17 protein-coding genes are annotated in these 20,504 nt (G+C 71.3%); 6 read left to right on the plus strand and 11 right to left on the minus strand.

The genetic code is table 11. The features are described from left to right. On the plus strand, positions 1-483 hold the full coding sequence (locus ACAZ03_RS13720) for a cupin domain-containing protein (RefSeq protein WP_373354434.1): 483 nt from the start codon (positions 1-3) through the stop codon (positions 481-483). Then, positions 480-2,681 (plus strand): 3-hydroxyacyl-CoA dehydrogenase NAD-binding domain-containing protein, encoded by a 2,202-nt coding sequence (locus ACAZ03_RS13725; RefSeq protein ID WP_373354436.1) that lies wholly within the window; start codon positions 480-482, stop codon positions 2,679-2,681. The genes ACAZ03_RS13720 and ACAZ03_RS13725 overlap by 4 nt, the downstream gene beginning before the upstream one ends. Positions 2,682-2,727: 46 nt before the next feature. Here ACAZ03_RS13725 and ACAZ03_RS13730 read toward each other — a convergent pair whose 3' ends face one another. Next, the gene (locus ACAZ03_RS13730) at positions 2,728-3,618 is read right to left on the minus strand and encodes a DMT family transporter (RefSeq protein ID WP_373354437.1); all 891 of its coding nucleotides are present in this window, start codon (positions 3,616-3,618) and stop codon (positions 2,728-2,730) included. 121 nt (positions 3,619-3,739) lie between these two features. Here ACAZ03_RS13730 and ACAZ03_RS13735 point away from each other — a divergent pair, with 121 nt between their 5' ends. Further along, a complete protein-coding gene (locus tag ACAZ03_RS13735) occupies positions 3,740-4,780 on the plus strand; it encodes a hypothetical protein (RefSeq protein WP_373354439.1) in 1,041 nt (346 codons plus the stop codon). A gap of 72 nt (positions 4,781-4,852) precedes the next feature. Here ACAZ03_RS13735 and ACAZ03_RS13740 read toward each other — a convergent pair whose 3' ends face one another. From ACAZ03_RS13740 to cdd, 6 genes are all read right to left on the minus strand, one after another. After that, complete coding sequence (locus ACAZ03_RS13740) at positions 4,853-6,304, minus strand: SPOR domain-containing protein (protein WP_373354441.1); 1,452 nt, start codon at positions 6,302-6,304, stop codon at positions 4,853-4,855. Between the two features lie 83 nt (positions 6,305-6,387). Beyond that, a complete protein-coding gene (upp, locus tag ACAZ03_RS13745; RefSeq protein WP_373354443.1) occupies positions 6,388-7,053 on the minus strand; it encodes a uracil phosphoribosyltransferase in 666 nt (221 codons plus the stop codon). Next, the gene (locus ACAZ03_RS13750) at positions 7,050-8,033 is read right to left on the minus strand and encodes an adenosine deaminase (protein WP_373354444.1); all 984 of its coding nucleotides are present in this window, start codon (positions 8,031-8,033) and stop codon (positions 7,050-7,052) included. Before ACAZ03_RS13750 ends, upp begins: the two co-directional genes overlap by 4 nt. Further along, positions 8,030-9,217, minus strand: a complete 1,188-nt coding sequence (locus tag ACAZ03_RS13755; protein WP_373354446.1) for a phosphopentomutase — start codon at positions 9,215-9,217, stop codon at positions 8,030-8,032. Before ACAZ03_RS13755 ends, ACAZ03_RS13750 begins: the two co-directional genes overlap by 4 nt. 28 nt (positions 9,218-9,245) lie before the next feature. After that, a complete protein-coding gene (locus tag ACAZ03_RS13760; RefSeq protein WP_373354447.1) occupies positions 9,246-10,547 on the minus strand; it encodes a thymidine phosphorylase in 1,302 nt (433 codons plus the stop codon). Positions 10,548-10,549: 2 nt separating this feature from the next. Beyond that, complete coding sequence (cdd, locus tag ACAZ03_RS13765) at positions 10,550-10,936, minus strand: cytidine deaminase (protein WP_373354448.1); 387 nt, start codon at positions 10,934-10,936, stop codon at positions 10,550-10,552. 227 nt (positions 10,937-11,163) lie between these two features. Between cdd and ACAZ03_RS13770 the strand changes: the two genes are divergently transcribed. Together ACAZ03_RS13770 and ACAZ03_RS13775 are read left to right on the plus strand one after the other, a co-directional pair. After that, on the plus strand, positions 11,164-11,913 hold the full coding sequence (locus tag ACAZ03_RS13770; RefSeq protein WP_373354450.1) for a DeoR/GlpR family DNA-binding transcription regulator: 750 nt from the start codon (positions 11,164-11,166) through the stop codon (positions 11,911-11,913). After that, complete coding sequence (locus tag ACAZ03_RS13775) at positions 11,910-13,028, plus strand: MFS transporter (RefSeq protein WP_373354451.1); 1,119 nt, start codon at positions 11,910-11,912, stop codon at positions 13,026-13,028. The genes ACAZ03_RS13770 and ACAZ03_RS13775 overlap by 4 nt, the downstream gene beginning before the upstream one ends. A gap of 439 nt (positions 13,029-13,467) precedes the next feature. Here ACAZ03_RS13775 and nusB read toward each other — a convergent pair whose 3' ends face one another. The 4 genes from nusB to ACAZ03_RS13795 form a co-directional block, all read right to left on the minus strand. Continuing rightward, positions 13,468-13,905: a transcription antitermination factor NusB gene (nusB, locus tag ACAZ03_RS13780; protein WP_373354453.1), complete on the minus strand. Its 438-nt coding sequence runs from the start codon at positions 13,903-13,905 to the stop codon at positions 13,468-13,470. Between the two features lie 41 nt (positions 13,906-13,946). After that, positions 13,947-14,477, minus strand: coding sequence for a 6,7-dimethyl-8-ribityllumazine synthase (locus ACAZ03_RS13785; RefSeq protein WP_373354455.1), 531 nt, complete (start codon positions 14,475-14,477; stop codon positions 13,947-13,949). A 4-nt stretch (positions 14,478-14,481) separates the two neighbouring features. Beyond that, entirely contained in the window at positions 14,482-15,609 is a 1,128-nt protein-coding gene (ribB, locus tag ACAZ03_RS13790) for a 3,4-dihydroxy-2-butanone-4-phosphate synthase (RefSeq protein WP_373354457.1), read from the minus strand. Between the two features lie 574 nt (positions 15,610-16,183). After that, positions 16,184-17,812: a SulP family inorganic anion transporter gene (locus ACAZ03_RS13795; RefSeq protein ID WP_373354458.1), complete on the minus strand. Its 1,629-nt coding sequence runs from the start codon at positions 17,810-17,812 to the stop codon at positions 16,184-16,186. Positions 17,813-18,317: 505 nt separating this feature from the next. Here ACAZ03_RS13795 and uvrB point away from each other — a divergent pair. Continuing rightward, positions 18,318-20,504 carry an excinuclease ABC subunit UvrB gene (gene uvrB, locus ACAZ03_RS13800; protein ID WP_373354459.1) on the plus strand — a complete coding sequence of 729 codons (2,187 nt, stop codon included), beginning with the start codon at positions 18,318-18,320 and terminating at the stop codon, positions 20,502-20,504.

The raw sequence follows: 20,504 nt of genomic DNA on the forward strand, positions 1-20,504 counted from the left end.
ATGGCGATCTTCCGCAAGGCCGACCAGACGCTCAAAGATGCCGGCGCCAGTTACCCGGCGCCCTACACGCTGCCCGCCGGGCGGATGCTGACGCATCACCTGACGGAGCGGGGCGGGCTCACCCAGTTCGGCGTCGTCCTGCAGCAGCTGCAGCCCGGCGGCCAGTCGAGCCAGATGCACTGGGAAAGCCATGAGGACGAGTTTCTCTACGTCCTCGATGGCCGGCTGACAGTGGTGGAGGACGGGGTGGAAACCGAGATCGGCCCCGGCGACAGCGCCTGCTGGCCGGCGGGCGTCGCGGTGGCCCATTGTCTGCGCAACCACTCCGATGCCCCCGCCACCTACCTCGTCGCCGGCACGCGCGACGAGGCGCACAACATCTGCACCTATCCCGGCCTCGACATGCTGGCGACGCCGGCCGGCCGGACGCATGCGGACGGCACGCCCTATCGCGAGCCGGACCCCAAGGGAGAGACCTCATGAGCGATTTCAGCTACGAGACGGAAGACGGCGTCGCGATCATCACCTGGGATGTCGAGGGCAAGAGCATGAACGTGCTCAACCTCGCCGGGGCGGACGAGCTCTCTGCCCTCATCGACCGCGCCCATGGCGACGAGGCGGTGAAGGGCATCGTCATCACCTCCGCCAAGAAGGATTTCGCCGGCGGGATGGATCTCAACGTCATCGCCAAGATGAAAGAGAGCGCCGGCGACAACCCGGCCAAGGGGCTCTTCAACGGCATCATGGGCTTTCACCGGCTCGAGCGGAAGATCGAGCTCGGCGGCATGGACCCGAAGACGAAGAAGGGCGGCAAGCCGACGGTCGCCGCCCTGCCCGGCACGGCGCTGGGCATCGGGCTGGAGATCCCGCTCTCCTGCCACCGCCGGATCGCGGCGGACAATCCCAAGGCCAAGATCGGCCTGCCGGAGATCAAGGTCGGCATCTTCCCCGGCGCCGGCGGCACGACGCGGCTGACGCGGATGATGGGGGCCATGGCGGCGGCGCCGTTCCTTCTGCAGGGCAAGCTGTCTGACCCGAAGGCCGCCAAGGCGGCGGGGATCATCGACGAGGTGGTGCCGGCGGATGAGCTTCTGGCCCGCGCCAAGGCCTGGGTGCTGGAAGCGACCGAGGCCGATTGCGTCAAGCCGTGGGACCAGAAGGGCTACAAGTTGCCGGGCGGCACGCCCTTCCATCCGGCGGGCTTCCAGACCTTCGTCGGCGCCTCCGCCATGGTCAACGGCCAGACCTGGGGCGCCTTCCCGGCGGCCAAGGCGATGCTCTCGGCCATCTACGAGGGCGCCATGGTCGATTTCGACACGGCGCTCCGGATCGAGGCGCGCTGGTTCACCAATGTGCTGATGAACCCCTCGAGCAGCGCCATGATCCGCTCGCTCTTCATCAACAAGGAAGCGCTGGAGAAAGGCGCCAACCGCCCCGAGGCGCCCGACCAGAAGGTCGCCAAGCTGGGCGTGCTCGGCGCCGGGATGATGGGCGCGGGCATCGCCTATGTCTCTGCCAATGCCGGCATCGAGGTGGTGCTGATCGACCAGGATCAGGCCGCCGCCGACCGCGGGAAGGCGCATGCCGAGGGGATCCTCGACAAGGGCATCTCCCGCAAGAAGGTCACGCAAGAGGGCAAGGAGGAGGTGCTCGGCCGGATCACGGCGACCACCGACCTGCAGGCCCTCAAGGGCTGCGACCTGATCATCGAGGCGGTCTTCGAGGATCCGGGCGTGAAGGCCGAGATCACCGGCCGCGTGCAGCAGATAATCGGGCCGGAATGCATCTTCGCCACCAACACCTCCACCCTGCCGATCACCGAGCTGGCCAAGGCCTTCGGGCGGCCGGAGGATTTCATCGGCATCCATTTCTTCTCGCCGGTCGACAAGATGCTGCTGGTCGAGATCATCAAGGGCGAGAAGACGGGGGACCGCGCCGTCGCCAAGGCGCTCGATTTCGTCCGCCAGATCCGCAAGACGCCGATCGTCGTCAACGATGCGCGGTTCTTCTACGCCAACCGCTGCATCATCCCCTATCTCAACGAGGGCGCCCGGATGGTGACGGAGGGCGTGGCCCCCGCGCTCATCGAACACGCCGCGCAGCTCGTCGGCATGCCGCTCGGGCCGCTGCAGCTCATCGACGAGACCTCCATCGACCTCGCGGTGAAGATCTCCAAGGCCACCAAGGCGGCGATGGGCGATGCCTACCCGGCCGACATGGCGCCGGTGGACGATCTGATGTTCTGGCTGGCGGACGAAGGCCGGCTCGGCCGCAAGGCGAAGGCGGGCTTCTACGCCTATGACGACAAGGGCAAGCGCACCGGCCTCTGGCCCGGCCTCGCCGAGCGCCACAAGGTCGCCGGCGAGCAGCCCGACGTTACCGAGGTGCAGCACCGGCTCCTCATGGCGCAGGTGCTGGAGGCGGTGAAGGCGCTGGAGGAGGGCGTGCTCGAAGACATCCGCGAAGGCGATGTGGGCGCCATCCTCGGCTGGGGCTTCGCGCCTTGGTCGGGCGGGCCATTCTCGTGGCTCGACATCATCGGCGCCGCGAAGGCGGTGGAGATCTGCGAGGGCCTCGCCGCTTCCGAAGGGCCGCGCTTCGAGCCGCCGCAGCTCCTGCGCGAAATGGCCGCCTCGGGCGAGACCTTCTACGGACGGTTCTCGCAACAGGCCGCCGCCTGAGCGCGACCGCCCTGGGATCTTTCTTGGAAAGATCCCGGGGCCCGCCTCACCGCGCCAGCACCGCACCCACGAGGATCAGCCCCATCCCGCCCAGCTCCCGCGGGTTGAGCGTGTCGCCCCAGAGCCACCAGCCCCAGAGCGCCGCGAATATGAGGAGCGAGTTCTCCATCACCGCCATCCGCGCGGGCTCGCCGAGCTGATAGGCGCGGATGAGGAGCCCGACGGCCAGAAGCGAGCCCAAAGCCTGCGCGAGGCTCACCGCCGTGAAGGTCGCGCCCGCCCGCCCCCACGCCCGAAGCGCCCAGCCCGCCGCGCCCTCCGGCACCTCCGGCCCCCAGAGCGCCAGCGCGAGGCAGCCGAGCGCCCCCACGGCGCCGAGGAGGAGGTAGTAGCCGAAGAGGAGCGACAGGGGCGATTCCTGCGAACAGCGCAGCCGCGTCACGAGGTTCCCCGCCCCGTAGAGCAGCCCCGCCAGCACCGCGAGCCCCGTCGCCCAGCCGCCGCCGCTGCCGAAGGGGTCGAGCATCACCACGACGCCCGCGAAGCCGAGGCCCACCGCCAGCGCCCGCCCGGCACCGGGCCGCGCGCCACGCAGCCCCCAGTCGATCAGCACCAGCCAGATCGGCGCGGTGAAGAGCCCCGCCGCCACCAGCGCCACCGGCAGCGTGCCGAGGCAGCCGAAGTAAAGGAGCATCCCTCCGGTCGCGAGCACGGAGCGGAGCGCCACGGCCCCCGGCGCGACGGGCCAGACCCGGCGCCACGCCATCAGCGGCACGAGCACCACCAGCGCCATGCCGGCACGGACGGCCTGGAACTGCCAGAGCCCGGCCGTGGGCGCGATCAGCGCCACGAAATTGTCGATGAGCCCGATGAGCGCCATGCCGCCCAGCACCATCGCCCCGGCCCCGCCGCCCGAGGCCATCCACCGCACCGCCATCCCCGCCCCTCCTGTCGCCCGGCGCGCCACTCTCCGCCCCGGCCCCGGCGCGCGCAAGCCCTCGCGGGCCCATCTCGGCACCCGCCGCCGCTTTCGCTTTCCCCTCCCCGCGCGGGCCCCTATGATCGGCGGAAAAGAGGTGCGGGCAGTGACAGCCCTCTCGCAATATCAGCGGTTGGAATCAGGCGGGCTCTGGCGGGCCGACAGTGACGCGGAAGAGCGCGAGGTCTTCGTGTCCTTCGGCGACGCGACGCTCGTCATCGCCGCCCCCGACGGGCGCCCGCTCGCGCATTGGTCGCTCCCCGCCATCGAACGGCAGAACCCCGGCACGCGGCCCGCGCTCTTCACGCCGGGTCCGGACAGCGGCGAGGTCCTGCAGATCGAAGAAGCCCTGATGATCGACGCCATCGAGCGGGTCCGCAAGGTGCTCGCCCGCTCGCGGCCCCGGCGGGGGCGGCTGCGCTATCTGGGGCTGGGCACCTTCCTCGCGGTGCTGCTCGCGGTGGTGGTCTTCTGGCTGCCGGGGGCGCTGCAGCGGCAGACGCTGGCCGTCGTGCCGCTCGCCAAGCGGCTGGAGATCGGCGCGAGCCTTCTTGGCAACCTGCAGCGCCTCGCGGGCGCCTCCTGCCGCGACCCGCTGGGTAGCCAGGCGCTCATCACCCTGCAGGAGAGGCTCTTCAGCGACGGCGACGGCCGGCTGGTGGTGCTGCCAGAGGCGCCCGATTTCGGCATCATCCTGCCGGGGCGGATCGTGATCCTCTCCGCCGAGATGATCGAGGCGTCAGAGGAGGCGGCGATCCCCGCCGGCCATGCCCTCACCGCCTGGATCGCCCGTCAGGACGACGACCCGATGGAGGCGCTCCTCAAGGATGCCGGCCTCGGCGCGACGCTGACGCTTCTGACCACCGGCGATCTGCCGCCCGGCGCGATCGAGGATCATGCCGCGCATCTGCTGGTCGAGCCGCCGCCCGCGCCGCCCCGCGCCGAGCTGGCGGCCGGCTTCGAGGCGGAGGGGCTGAGCTTCGCCGCCTGGGCCGCGGCGGTGGACCCGGAGGGCGCCCGCTTCGGCACCAATCCCGGGCCGATCCCCGAGACGCTGACGCGCGTGCCGCTTCTCACGGATTCCGACTGGATCGCCCTCAAGGGCATCTGCCAGGGCTGACAGCTCAACCGCGGGGGGCGCTTTCACCGGGCAGGAGATGCGCCGGGGGGCTGGCCCCCCGGCCGCTCACTCTCACCGAACGTAGGCATCCGCATAGCCCGCGCCCCGCGCCGCGTTCAGCGCGTTCTGTAGCGCCTGGGCGCTGGAGAAGGGCCCGGCCGCCACGGCCTGCATGCCGCCGGCCTGCATGATGCCGACCGGCAGGCCCATGGCCTGCAGCCGCGTCACGGCGCGCTGCGCATTGCCCGGCTCGGCATAGGTGCCGACCTGCACGTAACGGCCCGCGGGAGCGGCGGAGGGCGCGGCGGACGGCGCCGAGACGACCGGCGCGGAAGAGGTCGAGAGCACGCCGGCGGCCCCGGCCGTGCCGCGGTGGAGGTTCACCCGCCCATCGTCCCAGGCTCGCTCGTAGCCGGGCGGCGGGGCGTTCGGCACGACGCCAACGACGGGGTTCGAGATCGGCACGGCGGCCCCGGCCGCCGCCGGCGCCGGGGCGCCGAAGGTCGACAGCGTGCCCGGCGCGCTGGCCGTCACCGCCGCGGCATTGCCGGCGGAATGCGGCGCCTGGGCCTGCGGCCCGCAGCGGATCGGCAGGCCGCCGCCGCCAGAGAGGAACTCGGTATAGGAGAAGACGCCCGACGGGCAGGACGCGGCGAGCCCGGCCGGCAGCGGCTGCGCGGCCGAGGACGGCGTCGAGACGACGACCATCGGCGCCGTGGCGGTGACCGGCCTGCCGGCCATCGAGGGCGCGCCCGGCAGCACGGGGCCGGACGGCGCGGTGGTGACCGGGATCGGCATCGGCGCGGCGGGGCAGCTCAGCGGCCGGCCCGTCGACTGGTCGATCAGCGACCGGCCCGCCGCCACCTCGGCGCAGGCGCTGGCCAGCGTCAGCCGGCGCACGGTCGGCCCGGTGGGGATCGGCGCGCCGATGGGCCCCGAGGCCGCCACCGGCGCCATGGCCGGGATCAGCATCGCAGGGGCGGCGGCTGCGCTGGCCACGACGGTCGGCGCCGCACTGCCGCAATCGACAGGTTGGCCGGTCGAGGCGCGGATGAGCCCGGGCTGGACGCCGGTGCGCCCGGCGCAGGCCTCGGCCAGCGTGATGCGGCGGGGGGCCGGCGCGGCCGGGGCTGCGGGGGCCACGCGCGCCGGGGCGGCAGGCGCCGCGGCGGTGGCGACCGGGCCTGTCGGCGCGGCCGTGCCGGGCCGGATCGGGCCGGAGGAGCCATCGATATCCGGCAGGCCGAAGAATCCCTGCGGCTGGTTGGTGGCGATGGTCTGCGCCGGCGGCGTGTCGAAGGTGGGCACATAGCCGCAGAGCTGCTCGCGCTGCGGGCTCATGCGCGGCACCCATTCGAGCCCGCCGTCGAGCCCGGCACGGATGAAGGCGCAGCCCTCGCTGTCGACGAACTGGTTGCCGGCGTAATTGGCCGGCGGAAACTCGGCCGGTACCTGCGCGAGCAGCGCGGCAGGCGCCGCTCCGAGCGCCAGAGCCAGACAAGCGGCATATCGGACAGGTTTCATGGCAGACCCCCACTAGATGTGGGAGAGGATGCCGGATCGGCCCTGCCAAGTAAAGGCCGGGCCGGGGTCTGGTTAACCCTGCGCTACTTGGTGCCGAACATCCTGTCGCCGGCATCGCCGAGGCCGGGGACGATGTAGCCGTGGTCGTTCAGATGGCTGTCGATGGCGGCGGTGACGATGGGCACGTCGGGATGCGCCTGACGCATCCGCGCGATCCCCTCGGGCGCCGCGAGAAGGCACATGAAGCGGATGTTGCTGGCGCCGGCAGCCTTCACGAGGTCGATGGCGGCGGCGGAGGAATTCCCCGTCGCCAGCATCGGATCGACCACGATGGTCAGCCGCTCGTCGAGGCTGCCGGGGAGCTTCGAATAATACTGCACCGGCTCCAGCGTCTCGGGGTCGCGGTAGAGCCCGACGAAGCCGACGCGGGCCGCCGGGATCAGCTCGAGGATCCCGTCCAGCAGCCCGTTGCCGGCCCGCAGAATCGACACGAGCGCCAGCTTCTTGCCCTCGATCATCGGCGCGTCCATCGGCTGGAGCGGCGTCTCGATCCGCTCCGTCGTCATCGGCAGGTCGCGGGTGATCTCGTAGGCGAGGAGGTGGCTGATCTCGCGCAGGAGCCGGCGGAAGGAATTGGTCGAGGTCTCCTTGTTCCGCATCAGGCTCAGCTTGTGCTGCACAAGGGGGTGGTCGACGAGGGTCACGCCGTCGGGGATCCCGCCACCGGAGGTCACGCCGTCATCTGTCATCGCTTCAGCCTTTCTCTCACCGCATCCCGCGTCTCCTCGTCGCAGAAAGCCGCGGCGAGCGCCACCTCGGTCAGCTCGGTGAACTCCTCCTCCCCCCAGCCGAAGGCGCGCTCGAGCCCCTCGAACTCGGCGGTCATCGTCGTGTGGAAATAGGGCGGATCGTCGGTCGAGATCGTGACCTTCACGCCCCGCTCGCGGAGCTTGGCGATGGGATGGCTCTCCCAGCTCTTCGCCGCGCCGAGGAAGACGTTGGAGCCGGGGCAAACCTCGAGCACCACCCCCGCCTCGGCGATCCGCTCGCAGAGCTCGGGGTCGCGGGCGGCGGAGATGCCGTGGCCGATGCGCTCCACCTTCAGGTCGCGGAGCGTGTCGGCCACCATGTCGGGCCCACCCCATTCGCCGGCATGGGCGGTGAGGCGCAGCCCCGCCTCCCGCGCCATGTCGAAGGCATAGGAGAAATCCCCCGGCCGCCCCATCAGCTCCGCTCCCGCAAGGCCGAAGCCGGTGAGGAAGCGGCCCTTCGTCTCGGCGGCGCAGAGCGCCGTGGCCTTCGCCTGCTCGGGGCCAAGATGCCGGATGGCGGTGACGATGGCGCGGAGCGTGATGCCATGCGTCCGCTCCGCCTCGGCGGCGGCATCCTCGATGGCGGCGAGGTAATCGCGCCAGGCGGCGACATCGCCGCCGCCGCAGAAGTCCGGCGACAGGAAGGTCTCGGAATAGACCACGCCATGGGCGGCGCTTTCCTCCAGCACCGCGAGGGTGAGGCGGCGGAAATCCTCGGGGGATTGCAGCGTCGTGCAGGCGGCCTCATAGACGGTCAGGAAGTGGTCGAACCCCTCGTAGCGGTAGCCTCCGGCCTCGGTGAAGATGCCGGAGAGGTCGATCTTCTTCTCCATCGCCAGCCCCTTGATGAAGGCCGGCGGCGCGGCGCCTTCGAGATGCAGGTGCAATTCTACCTTCGGGAAGTCACGCCAGCTCATCGGGGGATCTCCAGGTGGGCGGCGATGAGCGCCGCGACATCGGTGAAGGCCATCAGCCCCAGCTCCTTCCGGCCCGCCCCCGCCACCAGCACCGGCACCCGCTCGCGGGTGTGGTCGGTGCCGGCGAAGGTCGGGTCGTTGCCGTGATCGGCGGTGATGACGAGGAGGTCGCCCTCGCGAAGCGCCGCCACGACCCGCCCCAGCTCGCCATCCGCCCATTCCAGATGCCGCGCATAGCCCGCCACGTCGCGGCGGTGGCCGTAGAGGCTGTCGAACTCGACGAGATTGGCGAAGGTGAAGGCGCCCTCCTCCGCATCGGCCACAAGCCGGTGGAGGTCGGCCATCAGGCTCTCGTCCGTCCCCTTGGTCACGTCGTCGATGCCCTGCATCGAGAAGATGTCGCCGATCTTGCCGATTGCATGCACGGGGTGGCCAGCCTCTTGCGCCCAGTCGCAGAGCGTCGGCTCCGGCGGGGCGATGGCATAGTCGCGGCGATGCGGTGTGCGCTTGAAATCGGCTGCGGTGGCGCCAAGGAAGGGCCTCGCGATGACCCGGCCGATCTTCATCGCATGGAGCCGCGGCGCCAGCGCCTCGCAGAGCTGGAGCAGCCGGTCCAGCCCGAAGACCTCCTCATGCGCGGCGATCTGGAAGACGCTGTCGACGGAGGTGTAGCAGATCGGCCAGCCGCTCTTCAGATGCTCTTCCCCGAACTCCTCGATGACCGCCGTGCCGGAGCCGTGCCGGTTGCAGAGCGTGCCTTCAGTGCCGGCGAGGCGGGCGACCTCGGCCATGAGCTCCTCGGGGAAGGCCGGGTCACTGTCGGGAAAATAGCCCCAGTCCCAGGGCACGGGCACGCCCGCCAGCTCCCAATGGCCCGAGGGCGTGTCCTTGCCCGGCGAGATCTCGGTCGCGGCGCCGAAGGCGCCCGTGACGGCGGCATCGGGCCATGGGTCGGGGAAGCCGGAGGCGAGCGTGATCGCCCGCCCGAGCCCGAGCGCGGCGAGGTTCGGCAGGTGGAGCGGGCCGGAGCGCCCCTCCTCCGCCCGGCCGGCGGCGCAAGCCTCGGCGATATGGCCCAAGGTGTTGGCGCCGGTATCCGGCACGCGGCCGTTGAAGAAATTGGCGGCATCGGGCGCCCCGCCCACGCCGGCCGAATCGAGAACGACGAGGAAGGCGCGGCTCATCGGGCGCCTCCCGCCAAGCGGAGCCATGTCATGACCGCACCTCCTCAAGGATCAGGGGCATCTGGGGCGGCGGCGCCTCGCCCAGCGTGAAGGCCGCCCGCACCGCCTCCGCCGCGGCGAAGGCATCCTCCTCGGTCGCGGCATGCAGCGTGCAGAGCGGCGCGCCCGGGGCGAGCTCCGTGCCGAGCGCCGCGATGTCGGAGAGGCCGACCGCCGGGTTCACCCGGTCGCTTTCCACCTGCCGCCCGCCGCCGAGGGCGACGACGGCATGGCCCAGCGCCTCGCCGTCGATGGCGGTGACGAAGCCGCCCTCCGGCGCCGTCACGTCGCCAACGATCTCGGCCGCCGGCAGATGGGTGCGCCAGTCCTCCGCCATGTCGGGCGGCCCGCCGAGGGCGGCCAGCATCTCGCACAAGCGCTCGAGCGCCTCGCCGGACGCGATCGCCGCCGCCGCCTTCTCCGCCCCGCCCGGGATGCCGCCGAGCTCCAGCGCCCGGCCCGCCAGCGCGACGGAAAGGTCATGGAGACGCGGCGCCGCCGCCCGCCCCTCGCTGAGGACGGACATGCAGACCGCCACCTCCAGCGCATTGCCCATGGCGGGCGCCAGCGGCTGCGACATGTCGGTGATCAGCGCATCCGTCGGGCAGCCGGCGCCGGTGCCGGCTGCAGTCAGCGCCTCCGCCAGCGCCCGCGCCTCCTCGGGCCGCTTCATGAAGGCGCCGGACCCGCATTTGACGTCGAGCACCAGCGCGTCGAGCCCCGCCGCCAGCTTCTTCGACAGGATCGAGGCGGTGATGAGGTCGATGCTCTCCACCGTGCCCGTGACGTCGCGGATCGCGTAGAGCCGCCGGTCGGCCGGGGCGATCTCGCCGGTGGCGCCGACGATGGCGCAGCCGACCTGCTCAGTGATCGCCCGGAGCTCCCTCTCACTGACCTGGGTGGAGACGCCGGGCACCGCCTCGAGCTTGTCGAGCGTGCCGCCGGTATGCCCCAGCCCCCGGCCGGAGATCATCGGCACATAGGCCCCGCAGGCGGCCAGTGCCGGGGCGAGGATCAGCGACACCGGATCGCCCACGCCGCCTGTCGAATGCTTGTCGATCACCGGGCCCGGCAGGTCCCACGCGAGCACCCGGCCCGAATCGCGAAAGCCCGCTGTCAGCGCCACGCGCCCCGCCTCGCCGAGCCCCTTGAGCATGACGGCCATGGCGAAGGCCCCGGCCTGCGCGTCCGACACCTCGCCCGTGGCGAGCCCGGCGGCGAAGCGGGCCAGCGCCCCCTCCGGCAGCGCCTCCCCCCTCCGGACGGCGGCGATGAGCGCGCGCGGCTCCATCCTCAGCTCATGTAATCGCGGGAAAACCCGCCGGGGAGGAGGTCGCCTATCGTCGTCACCTCCACCTTGCCGTCCATCGTCGCCATATGGACCTGCACCTCCGCCGCGCCGAATTCCTTCAGCTTCTGCCGGCAGCCACCGCAGGGCGTCACCGGCATGGGCGAGCCGGCGATGACGGCGACCTCGCGGATCTCGGTCTCCCCCGCCGCCACCATGGCGGCGATGGCCCCGGCCTCGGCGCAGGTGCCTTCGGGATAGGCGACATTCTCGACATTGACGCCGAGATAGACCCGCCCCGAGGCCGCGCGGATCGCCGCCCCGACCTTGAAGTCCGAATAGGGCGCGTGGGCATTCTCGCGCACCGCCTTCGCCGCCTCGATCAGATCCATCGCTCGCCTCCGTCCGAAAGGTCCCGCCAGCCTGCGGCGCCGCCCCCGGGGATGCAAGGCCCGACGCCGCGCGCACCCGAGCGTCGCCTCAGCCCGCCCAGTCCTGTCCACCCCCTGCCTCTGCCCCTTTCCAAATATGCTTCGGGGGGTTCGGGGGGCAGACAGCCCCCCGAACCCCCCGTCCCACCCTCTGGACAACTCACGCTTTCCCACGCTAATGCACGATCATGCACGTTTCACCCCCAGACGCCCGGCGCGAAGCCATCGCCACCCGCCTCTCCGCGGGCAGCCCGGTGAGCTCCGCCGCCCTCGCGGCGGAGTATCGCGTCTCGGAGGACGCCATCCGCCGCGACCTCCGTGCCCTCGCCGCCGCCGGGCGCTGCACAAGGGTCTATGGCGGGGCCCTGCCGCTCTCCCCCGCCGGCCGCCCCCTGGCCACCCGTCAAACCGAGGATCTCGCCGCCAAGCGCGCCCTCGCCGAGGTCGCCGCCCGCCTCGCTTCCCCCGGCCAGACGCTCTTCCTCGACACCGGCAGCACGGTGGCGATCCTCGCGCCGCTCCTCCCCGCCGGCGTCACCATCTTCACCAATTCGCTGCCCGCCGCGGCCGCGCTCTCGGGGCGCACCGATCTCCGCCTCCACCTCATCGGCGGCCGCGTCTCGGCAGAGACCGGCGGCACCACCGGCGCCGCCGCGATCCGCGAGGCCCGGAGCCTCCGCCCCGACCTCGCCTTCCTCGGCGCCTGCGCCCTCTCGGCCGAGGGCATAGCCGCCTTCGACCCGGAGGATGCCGAGCTCAAGCGCGCCCTCATCGCCTCCGCCCGCGCCACGGCGCTGATGATGACGAGCGCCAAGCTCGAGACGCATGCGCCCCACCCGGTCGCCCCGCTCACCGCCCTCACGCATCTCATTCTGGAACAGGGCGCCCCCGGCTATGACGGCCCGGCGCTCCACCGCCCCCCGAAGGATCCCTCATGACCCTTGCCCCCGCCTCCCGCGCTACCCGGCTCGCCTTTCTCGTCGGCGGCTTCCTGCCCTCGGCCTGGGCGCCGCTCATCCCCTTCGCGAAAGAGCGGGTGGGGGCGGACGAGGGGCTCCTTGGCCTCCTCCTCCTCTGCCTCGGCATCGGATCGGTGATCGCCATGCCGCTCACCGGCACCATCGCCGCCCGCACCGGGCCGCGGCCGGTGATCCTCATCGGCGGCGCCGGGCTGGTGCTGGCGACGCCCTTCCTGATGATCGCGGCCGGGCCCCTCGCCCTCGGCGCCGCGCTCTTCGTCTTCGGCGCCTCGCTGGGAAGCCTCGACGTCGCCATGAACGTCCATGCGGTGGAGGTCGAGCGGCGGGACACGCGGCCCCTCATGTCGGGCTTCCATGCGATGTTCTCCGTCGGCGGCATCCTCGGCGCCGGCGGCGCGACGCTGATGCTGACCCTCGGCGCCGGGCCGATTGCGACGGCGCTGACAGCGGCGGTTCTCGCCGCCCTGGCGCTCGCCGTCGCGGCACCCGGGCTCCTGCGCGCCGGCGGCGAGGAGCCGCCGCCCCTCGCCCTGCCCCGCGGCATCGTCCTTCTCTTCGCCGGGCTGGCGGCGGTCTGCTTCCTGGCCGAGGGCGCGGTGCTCGACTGGGGCGCGCTGCTGCTGACGGGGCTCGACCGGCTGGACGCGGCGCAGGCGGGCCTCGGCTACATGGCCTTTTCGGTGACGATGACGGCCGGGCGGCTGACCGGCGACCGGATCGTCGCGGCGCTCGGCCGCTTCCACGTGCTCTTCTGGGGCGGGCTGATCGCCAGTGCCGGGATCGTGCTGGCGGTGATGCTGCCGGGCGCCGCCGCGCTGGCGGGCTTCGCGCTGATCGGCGTCGGGGCGGCGAACCTCGTGCCGGTGGTCTTCTCGCTGACCGGCAAGCAGACCCTCATGCCCCCGGCGCTCGCCATCGCGGCGGTGACGACGACGGGCTATGCGGGCGTGCTCCTCGGCCCGGCGCTCATCGGCTTCCTCGCCGACTGGACGAGCCTGCCCCTCGCCTTCGGAATGCTGGCGGTGCTGATGCTGGCCTTCCCGCTGACGGCGCGGCGGGCCTGGAAGGCGTGAGGGGGGGCCGGGCTGAAGCCCGGCCTACGGGGGCCGGGGGCCGGCCCTCGCTTGGAGGGCGCCGTCCTGGGAACCAGCCGTAGGGTGGGTTTTCAACCCACCGCCCTCCCTCACCACCGCGCCCTGACCTCTCCGCGCAGGGCGAGCGCCGGCCCGGGGGTTGGCGCTCCTGCCGGTGAGGCGGCGCGCTTCATGGTGCAGCCACCTCCGCCCCAACCGCATCGCCCAGCCCCACCAGAGCGCCAGCCCGCGGGACGGGCCGGCGCTCGCCCTGCGCCTGCGGCGCGTACCGGGCGGGGACACCGCAGAAGCGTTGGAAAGGGCAATCCTTCGTAGGGCGGGCTTCAGCCCGCCACCCCCCGCGGCAAGCCCCCCCGCCCTGTGCTCCCGCGAAGGGACGGCGGGCGGGGCGATTGCCGGAGGCGAGCGCCGTCCGGCGTCAGAACGCCTCGGGCACCGCCTCGCGGGCCATGTGGTCCAGCACCGCGTTGACGAAGCTCGGCTCCTTCCCCTCGGGGAAGAACGCCCGCGCCACGTCGACGAACTCGCTGATCACCACGCGCGGCGGCGTCTCCTTCGCCACCATCTCCGCCCCCGCAGCCCGGAAGAGGGCCCGCAAAGTCGGGTCGATCCGGGCAATCGGCCATTTGGCCACCAGCGCCCGGTCGGTCATCTGGTCGATCACCGCCTGCCGGCTCACCGCCTCGGTCATCAGCGCCCGGAAGAGGTCGATATCGCCGTCCTGATATTCGCCCTCCTCGTAGACCGCGCCGAAGCGGTGCATCTCGAACTCGCGGATGACCTTATCGATCCGCTGGCCCTGCGCCTCCATCTGGAAGAGCGCCTGCACCGCATAGAGCCGCGACGCCGATTTCATCTTTCGCCGCTGGTTATTGCTGAGGTTGTCGCCGCGGAGGCTCATGCGGGCGTGCCCCCGCGCGCCATCAGGATGTCGGAGGTGAAGCCCGCCCCGCGGCTCCGCCCGCCCCATCTGCGCGAGAGCGCCAGCAGATGCAGCGCCGCCGCCGCCGCACCCGCGCCCTTGTTGGCTTGCGCCGGATCGGCGCGGACGACGGCCTGGCCGTGGTTCTCCACCGTCAGGATGCCGTTGCCGAGCGGCAGGCCCTGCAGCGCGAGGAGCTGCAGCGCGCGCGACGAGTCGTTGCAGACCGTCTCGTAATGCGTCGTCTCGCCGCGGATCACGCAGCCGAGCGCCACGAAAGCGTCGAAATCGGCGAGCTTCGCGGCCATGGCGATGGCCGGCGCCACTTCCAGCGCGCCGGGAACCTCGACGGTCTCGTGGGTCGCGCCGGCGGCCTCGAGCTCGGCCCGGGCACCCGCCAGCGCCATGTCGGCGATGTCGCGGTAGAAGGGCGCGACGACGATCAGCGCCTTGACCGGCCGGTCGAACTCGGGCCGCGGCAGGGCGTATTCGGAGGCTCCGGCCATCGGATCAGCCTTTCGGAATGGGCCGCGTGCCGGCGATCTCGATGCCATAGGCCTCGAGTCCGACGATGCGCGGTTTGGGAGAATTGGTGAGAAGCTCGATCCGGCTGAGGCCGAGCGTCGAGAGGATCTGCGCGCCCACCCCGTACTGGCGGAGCGTCTGCGGCGAGACCTCGCCGGCGCCGGAGATCTTCATGTGCAGGTCCCGCAGCAGCACCAGCGCCCCACGCCCCTCGGCGGCAATGGCGCGCATTGCGTCGGCGAAGAGGCTCGCCCGCCCCGCCGGCCCGCAGCCGACGATGTCCTTCATCGCGTCCTGGGCATGCATCCGCACCAGCACCGGTTCCTCGCCCGAGATGTCGCCCTTGATGAGCACGATATGCTCGGCGCCCTGCGTTACGTCCGAGAAGATGCGCAGCTCCCACTCCCCGCCGAATTCGGAGGTGATGGTCTGCGCCTCGGTCTGGCGGACGAGATTGTCGTGCCGGCGGCGGTAGGCGATGAGGTCGCTGATCGTGCCGATCTTGAGCCCGTGCTTCTGCGCGAAGGCGACGAGATCGGGCAGCCGCGCCATCGAGCCGTCCTCGTTCATGATCTCGCAGATCACGCCGGAGGGGTTGAGGCCGGCCAGCCGGGCGATATCCACCGAGGCTTCGGTATGCCCGGCGCGCACGAGCACCCCGCCCTCACGGGCGCGGAGCGGAAAGACATGGCCCGGCGTCGCGATATCCTGCGCGCCCTTGCCGGCGTCGATGGCGACGGCGACGGTCAGCGCCCGGTCGGCAGCGGAGATGCCGGTGGAGACGCCCTCGCGCGCCTCGATCGAGGTGGTGAAGGCCGTCTCGTGCCGCGAGGAATTCTGCTGGGCCATGAGCGGCAGGCCCAGCGCGTCGATCCGCTCGGAGGTGAGCGCGAGGCAGATGAGCCCGCGGCCATGGGTGGCCATGAAGTTGATGGCATCCGGCGTCGCCATCTGCGCGGGGATGACGAGGTCGCCCTCGTTCTCGCGATCCTCGTGATCGACAAGCACGAACATCCGCCCGTTGCGGGCGTCGTTGATGATCTCGTCGACGGTGGAGATCGCGTCGGACCAGTCGCGCTCGATCGGGCCGGGATTTTCGAAGGTCATGGGCATGGGGCTTCCCGCAAATCTGGGCGGGAGATAGTGGATGAGGGGCCGCTTGGCCAGAGGCGGGGCGCGGCGCATGGCTGCCATGCGGGCGGGAAAGGTCGGCTGGCGGTTGGCCCTTCGGGGCGGAGGGGTCTCAGCCCCCTCCTGCGCGGCTCCCCCCGTAGGGTGGGTTTTCAACCCACCATCCCCCTCGCAACCGGGCACACCCGTCACCGCGCAGGGCGAGCGCCGGGCCGGGGGTTGGCGCTCCAACGGTTACGCGGCGCACTTTATGGTGCCGCCACCTCCCCGCTCACTGGCCGGGCCCAGCCCCACCAGAGCGCCAGCCCGCGGGACGGGCCGGCGCTCGCCCTGCGCCTGCGGCGCGTAACGGGCGGGGGAACAGCTCGGCCGTCAGGTGCGGGCGTAGGGTGGGTTTGTAACCCACCTTCTCCTCGCAACCGGGCGCCCCGGCGCCCTGCGCCGTGCCGGCGCGCACCGGGCGGGGCACCGACAAACCGTCGCGCCATCGGTGGATTGCAAACCCACCCGACAGGGCCGCCCGCGTAGGCCGGGCTTCAGCCCGGCACCCCCTCCCTCAATGCCCCGCGCCGAACGCCCCCGCGCGGACGCCATATTGCGCCGCAACGCCATAATCCGGGTCGTCCTCCGAGCGGACCACCAGCTGGTCCGCCCGGTCGAGGAGGCGGACGCAATCGTCCGAGAGGTGCTTCAGCTCGACCCGCTTGCCCAGCGCCTCGTAGCGATGGGCGAGCGCGTCGATGGCCTCCAGCGCCGACTGGTCGGCCACCCGGCTCTTCGCGAAGTCGACGACCACCAGCTCGGGGTCCGCCTCCGGCGTGAAGAGCTCGCCGAAGCCCTGCGCCGAGCCGAAGAACAGCGGCCCTTCGATCCGGTAGACCTTCACGCCCTCGTAGCTCACCCGCTCCGCCCGGATGCGCACGGCATTCTCCCAGGCATAGGCGAGGGCCGAGACGATGACGCCGACGATCACCGCCGTCGCGAGATCGGTGAAGACCGTCACCACGGTCACCAGCACGATCACGGCGGCATCCGTCCGCGGCACCTTGGTCATGATGCGGAAGCTCCGCCAGGCGAAGGTGCCGATGACCACCATGAACATGACGCCGACGAGCGCCGCGAGCGGGATGAGCTCGATGAGCGGCGCCGCGACGAGGATGAAGAGCAGGAGGAACACGGCCGCCGCGATGCCGGAGAGCCGGGTTCGCCCGCCGGAATTCACGTTGATCATCGACTGGCCGATCATCGCGCAGCCGCCCATGCCGCCGAAGAAGCCGGTGACGGTGTTGGCGGCGCCCTGCGCCACGCATTCCCGGCTCGCCCCGCCCCGCTGGCCGGTGATCTCGCCGACGAGGTTCAGCGTCAGAAGGCTCTCGATCAGCCCCACGGCCGCGAGGAGCGCGGCATAGGGCAGGACGATCCGCAGCGTCTCCCAGGTCATCGGCACGGCGGGGATGTGGAAGGCAGGGAAGCCGCCGGAGATCGAGGCCATGTCGCCCACGCGCGGCACGTCGACGTTGAAGATCATGACGATGCCGGCGGTCACGGCGATGGCGGCGAGCGGCGCCGGCACCAGTTTCGTGACCTTCGGCATGCCCCAGATCACCACCATGGTCAGCGCCGTCAGCGCCAGCATTGCATAGAGCCGCGTGCCGGTCAGCCAGGCCCCGCCGCCGACCCCGCCATGGCCCCCGACGCCCCCGCCGCCGGCGCCCGGCACCTGGAACTGCGCGAGCTGGGCGATGAAGATGACGATGGCGAGCCCGTTGACGAAGCCGAGCATCACCGGGTTCGGCACCAGCCGGATGAACCGCCCCAGCTTGAAGAGCCCCGCGGCAATCTGGATGAGGCCGGTGAGCACCACGGCGGCGAAGAGATATTCCACCCCGTGCTCGGCGACGAGCGCCACCATGACGACGGCCATGGCCCCGGTCGCACCCGAGATCATCCCCGGCCGCCCCCCGAAGGCCGAGGTGATGAGCCCGACGAAGAACGCCGCATAGAGCCCGACCAACGGATGCACCCCCGCCACGAAGGCGAAGGCCACGGCCTCGGGGACGAGCGCGAGCGCGACGGTGAGGCCGCAGAGCAGCTCGGTGCGGATCTGCCCTCCTGTCAGCGGCGCGGTGGGCGCGACGGCGTCGTGCAGCGGGCGGGCGAATTCGGCAAGGCTGGCGCGGGCCAAGGCAGGCTCCTGTTGAGGCTGATGCGGGCGGGATACCCCTCGGCCCTAAAGAACCCCCTCCCCCACCGCCAGAGCGCCGGGCGCAAGGCCGCCATGCGTGATGCGGCGAGGTCACGCGAACAACCGCGAGCCCGCCCGTCTGGGCGGGCCGAGCATGTCCGGACCGTACCGCGCAGGGCGAGCGCCGGCCCGTGGGTTGGCGCTCCCACCTGCTCCGCATGGCGCTTTATGGTGCAACCACTCCCCCGCTCACCGTCACGCCTGACCCCACGAGAGCGCCAGCCCGCGGGACGGGCCGGCGCTCGCCCTGCGCCTGCGGCGCGTACCGGGCGGGGGCCCTGCTCCAACCTCGCGCATTCGGTGGGTTAGAAACCCACCCTACCCAGCAACCTCCGCCCATCCGCCCTTGCCTCCGCCGCCTCCTGCCACCATCTGTCAGGTGCCAGCCTTGCACCGGAACAAAAGAAGACCGACACTCGCGCGCCAGTCCTTGGGGGATGTCACGATGCACAACAATTCGCCCGAACAGATGCCCATGCTCCAGCGGGCGCCCGAGCGGCGCGAGAAGCTGGAGGGCGGCAAGAGCTTCGTGATGCACACGAGCTTCTCGCCGGCGGGCGACCAGCCGACGGCCATCGTCGAGCTCGCCTCGGGCATCACTGCCGGCGAGCGGGATCAGGTGCTCCTCGGCGCCACCGGCACGGGCAAGACCTTCACCATGGCGAAGGTCATCGAGGAAACCCAGCGCCCCGCCATCATCCTCGCCCCCAACAAGACGCTGGCCGCGCAGCTCTATGGCGAGTTCAAGGGCTTCTTCCCCGAGAACGCCGTCGAGTATTTTGTCTCCTACTACGATTACTACCAGCCGGAGGCCTATGTGCCCCGGTCGGACACCTATATCGAGAAGGAGAGCCAGATTAACGAGCAGATCGACCGGATGCGCCACTCGGCGACCCGGGCGCTGCTCGAGCGCGACGATGTCATCATCATCGCCTCCGTCTCCTGCATCTACGGCATCGGCTCGGTGGAGACCTATTCGGCGATGACCGTCGATCTCCACAAGGGCCGGCCCTATGACCAGCGCCAGCTCATCGCCGATCTCGTCGCCCAGCAATACCGCCGCAACGACGCCGGCTTCCAGCGCGGCGCCTTCCGCGTGCGGGGCGACACGATCGAGGTCTGGCCCGCCCACCTCGAGGACCGCGCCTGGCGCCTGAGCTTCTTCGGGGAGGAGCTGGAGTCCATCACCGAATTCGACACGCTGACCGGCGAGAAGACCGACACGTTCGATCGCGTCCGCATCTATGCGAACAGCCACTACGTGACGCCCCGCCCGACGCTCGCCCAGGCGATCCAGGGCATCAAGAAGGAGCTGAAGGTCCGGCTCGACCAGCTCGTCTCGGAGGGCAAGCTCCTCGAGGCGCAGCGGCTCGAGCAGCGCACGAATTTCGACCTCGAGATGATGGAGGCCACCGGCTCCTGCGCGGGGATCGAGAACTATTCGCGCTACCTCACCGGCCGCGCCCCCGGCGAGCCGCCGCCAACGCTCTTCGAGTTCATCCCCGACAATGCCATCGTCTTCGCCGACGAGAGCCATGTCTCCGTCCCCCAGATCGGCGCCATGTACCGCGGCGACTACCGGCGGAAATTCACGCTGGCCGAGCACGGCTTCCGCCTGCCCTCCTGTATGGACAACCGACCCCTCAAGTTCGAGGAATGGGACGCGATGCGCCCGCAGTCGATCTATGTCTCCGCCACGCCGCAATCGTGGGAGCTCGACCAGGCCGGCGGCGTCTTCGCCGAGCAGGTGATCCGCCCGACGGGGCTGCTGGACCCCCAGGTCGAGATCCGGCCCGTGGGCACCCAGGTCGACGACCTCCTCGACGAGATCCGCAAGGTGACGGCCCGCGGCTTCCGCACGCTCTGCACCGTGCTGACCAAGCGCATGGCGGAGGACCTGACCGAATACCTGCACGAGCAGGGCATCAAGGTCCGCTACATGCACTCCGACATCGACACGATCGAGCGGATCGAGATCCTCCGCGACCTCCGCCTCGGCGCCTTCGACGTGCTGGTCGGGATCAACCTCCTGCGCGAGGGGCTCGACATCCCCGAATGCGGGCTGGTGGCGATCCTCGATGCCGACAAGGAGGGGTTCCTGCGGTCGGAGACCTCGCTCATCCAGACCATCGGCCGCGCGGCGCGGAACGCCGAGGGCCGGGTCATCATGTATGCCGACCGGATCACCGGCTCGATGGAGCGCGCCATGCGCGAGACCGACCGGCGCCGCGAGAAGCAGGTCGCCTACAATATCGAGCACAACATCACCCCGGCGACCGTGAAGAAGAACGTCGAGGACATCCTCGCCGGGCTCTACCATGGCGACGTCGACATGAACCGCGTGACCGCGAAGGTCGACAAGCCGCTCCACGGCGGGAATTTGGAGGCTGTGCTGGACGGCCTCCGCGCCGACATGCGCAAGGCCGCCGAGAACCTCGAGTTCGAGGAGGCGGCGCGGCTTCGCGACGAGGTGAAGCGGCTGGAGACGGTGGACCTCGTGATCTCCGACGACCCGCTGGCGCGGCAGTCCGCGGTGGACTCGGCGGTGGACGAGGGGCGGAAGGCGTCCGGCCGGTCGACGGCCGGGCGGCCGGGGCAAAGAGGCGGGGTGAAGCGGCGGGGGAAGCGGTAG

Origin of the sequence: Pseudoroseicyclus sp. CXY001, from assembly GCF_041714655.1 — a bacterium.
Lineage (GTDB): Bacteria > Pseudomonadota > Alphaproteobacteria > Rhodobacterales > Rhodobacteraceae > Pseudoroseicyclus_A.

Coding starts and splice junctions, on each gene's coding strand:
- ACAZ03_RS13720 (WP_373354434.1), top strand. CDS start 1: ATGGCGATCTTCCGCAAGGCCGACCAGACGCTCAAAGATGCCGGCGCC.
- uvrB (WP_373354459.1), top strand. CDS start 18,318: ATGCACAACAATTCGCCCGAACAGATGCCCATGCTCCAGCGGGCGCCC.
- ACAZ03_RS13760 (WP_373354447.1), bottom strand. CDS start 10,547: ATGGAGCCGCGCGCGCTCATCGCCGCCGTCCGGAGGGGGGAGGCGCTG.
- nusB (WP_373354453.1), bottom strand. CDS start 13,905: ATGAAATCGGCGTCGCGGCTCTATGCGGTGCAGGCGCTCTTCCAGATG.
- ACAZ03_RS13725 (WP_373354436.1), top strand. CDS start 480: ATGAGCGATTTCAGCTACGAGACGGAAGACGGCGTCGCGATCATCACC.
- ACAZ03_RS13755 (WP_373354446.1), bottom strand. CDS start 9,217: ATGAGCCGCGCCTTCCTCGTCGTTCTCGATTCGGCCGGCGTGGGCGGG.
- ACAZ03_RS13775 (WP_373354451.1), top strand. CDS start 11,910: ATGACCCTTGCCCCCGCCTCCCGCGCTACCCGGCTCGCCTTTCTCGTC.
- ribB (WP_373354457.1), bottom strand. CDS start 15,609: ATGCCCATGACCTTCGAAAATCCCGGCCCGATCGAGCGCGACTGGTCC.
- ACAZ03_RS13735 (WP_373354439.1), top strand. CDS start 3,740: ATGATCGGCGGAAAAGAGGTGCGGGCAGTGACAGCCCTCTCGCAATAT.
- ACAZ03_RS13785 (WP_373354455.1), bottom strand. CDS start 14,477: ATGGCCGGAGCCTCCGAATACGCCCTGCCGCGGCCCGAGTTCGACCGG.
- cdd (WP_373354448.1), bottom strand. CDS start 10,936: ATGGATCTGATCGAGGCGGCGAAGGCGGTGCGCGAGAATGCCCACGCG.
- ACAZ03_RS13730 (WP_373354437.1), bottom strand. CDS start 3,618: ATGGCGGTGCGGTGGATGGCCTCGGGCGGCGGGGCCGGGGCGATGGTG.
- ACAZ03_RS13770 (WP_373354450.1), top strand. CDS start 11,164: ATGCACGTTTCACCCCCAGACGCCCGGCGCGAAGCCATCGCCACCCGC.
- upp (WP_373354443.1), bottom strand. CDS start 7,053: ATGACAGATGACGGCGTGACCTCCGGTGGCGGGATCCCCGACGGCGTG.
- ACAZ03_RS13750 (WP_373354444.1), bottom strand. CDS start 8,033: ATGAGCTGGCGTGACTTCCCGAAGGTAGAATTGCACCTGCATCTCGAA.
- ACAZ03_RS13740 (WP_373354441.1), bottom strand. CDS start 6,304: ATGAAACCTGTCCGATATGCCGCTTGTCTGGCTCTGGCGCTCGGAGCG.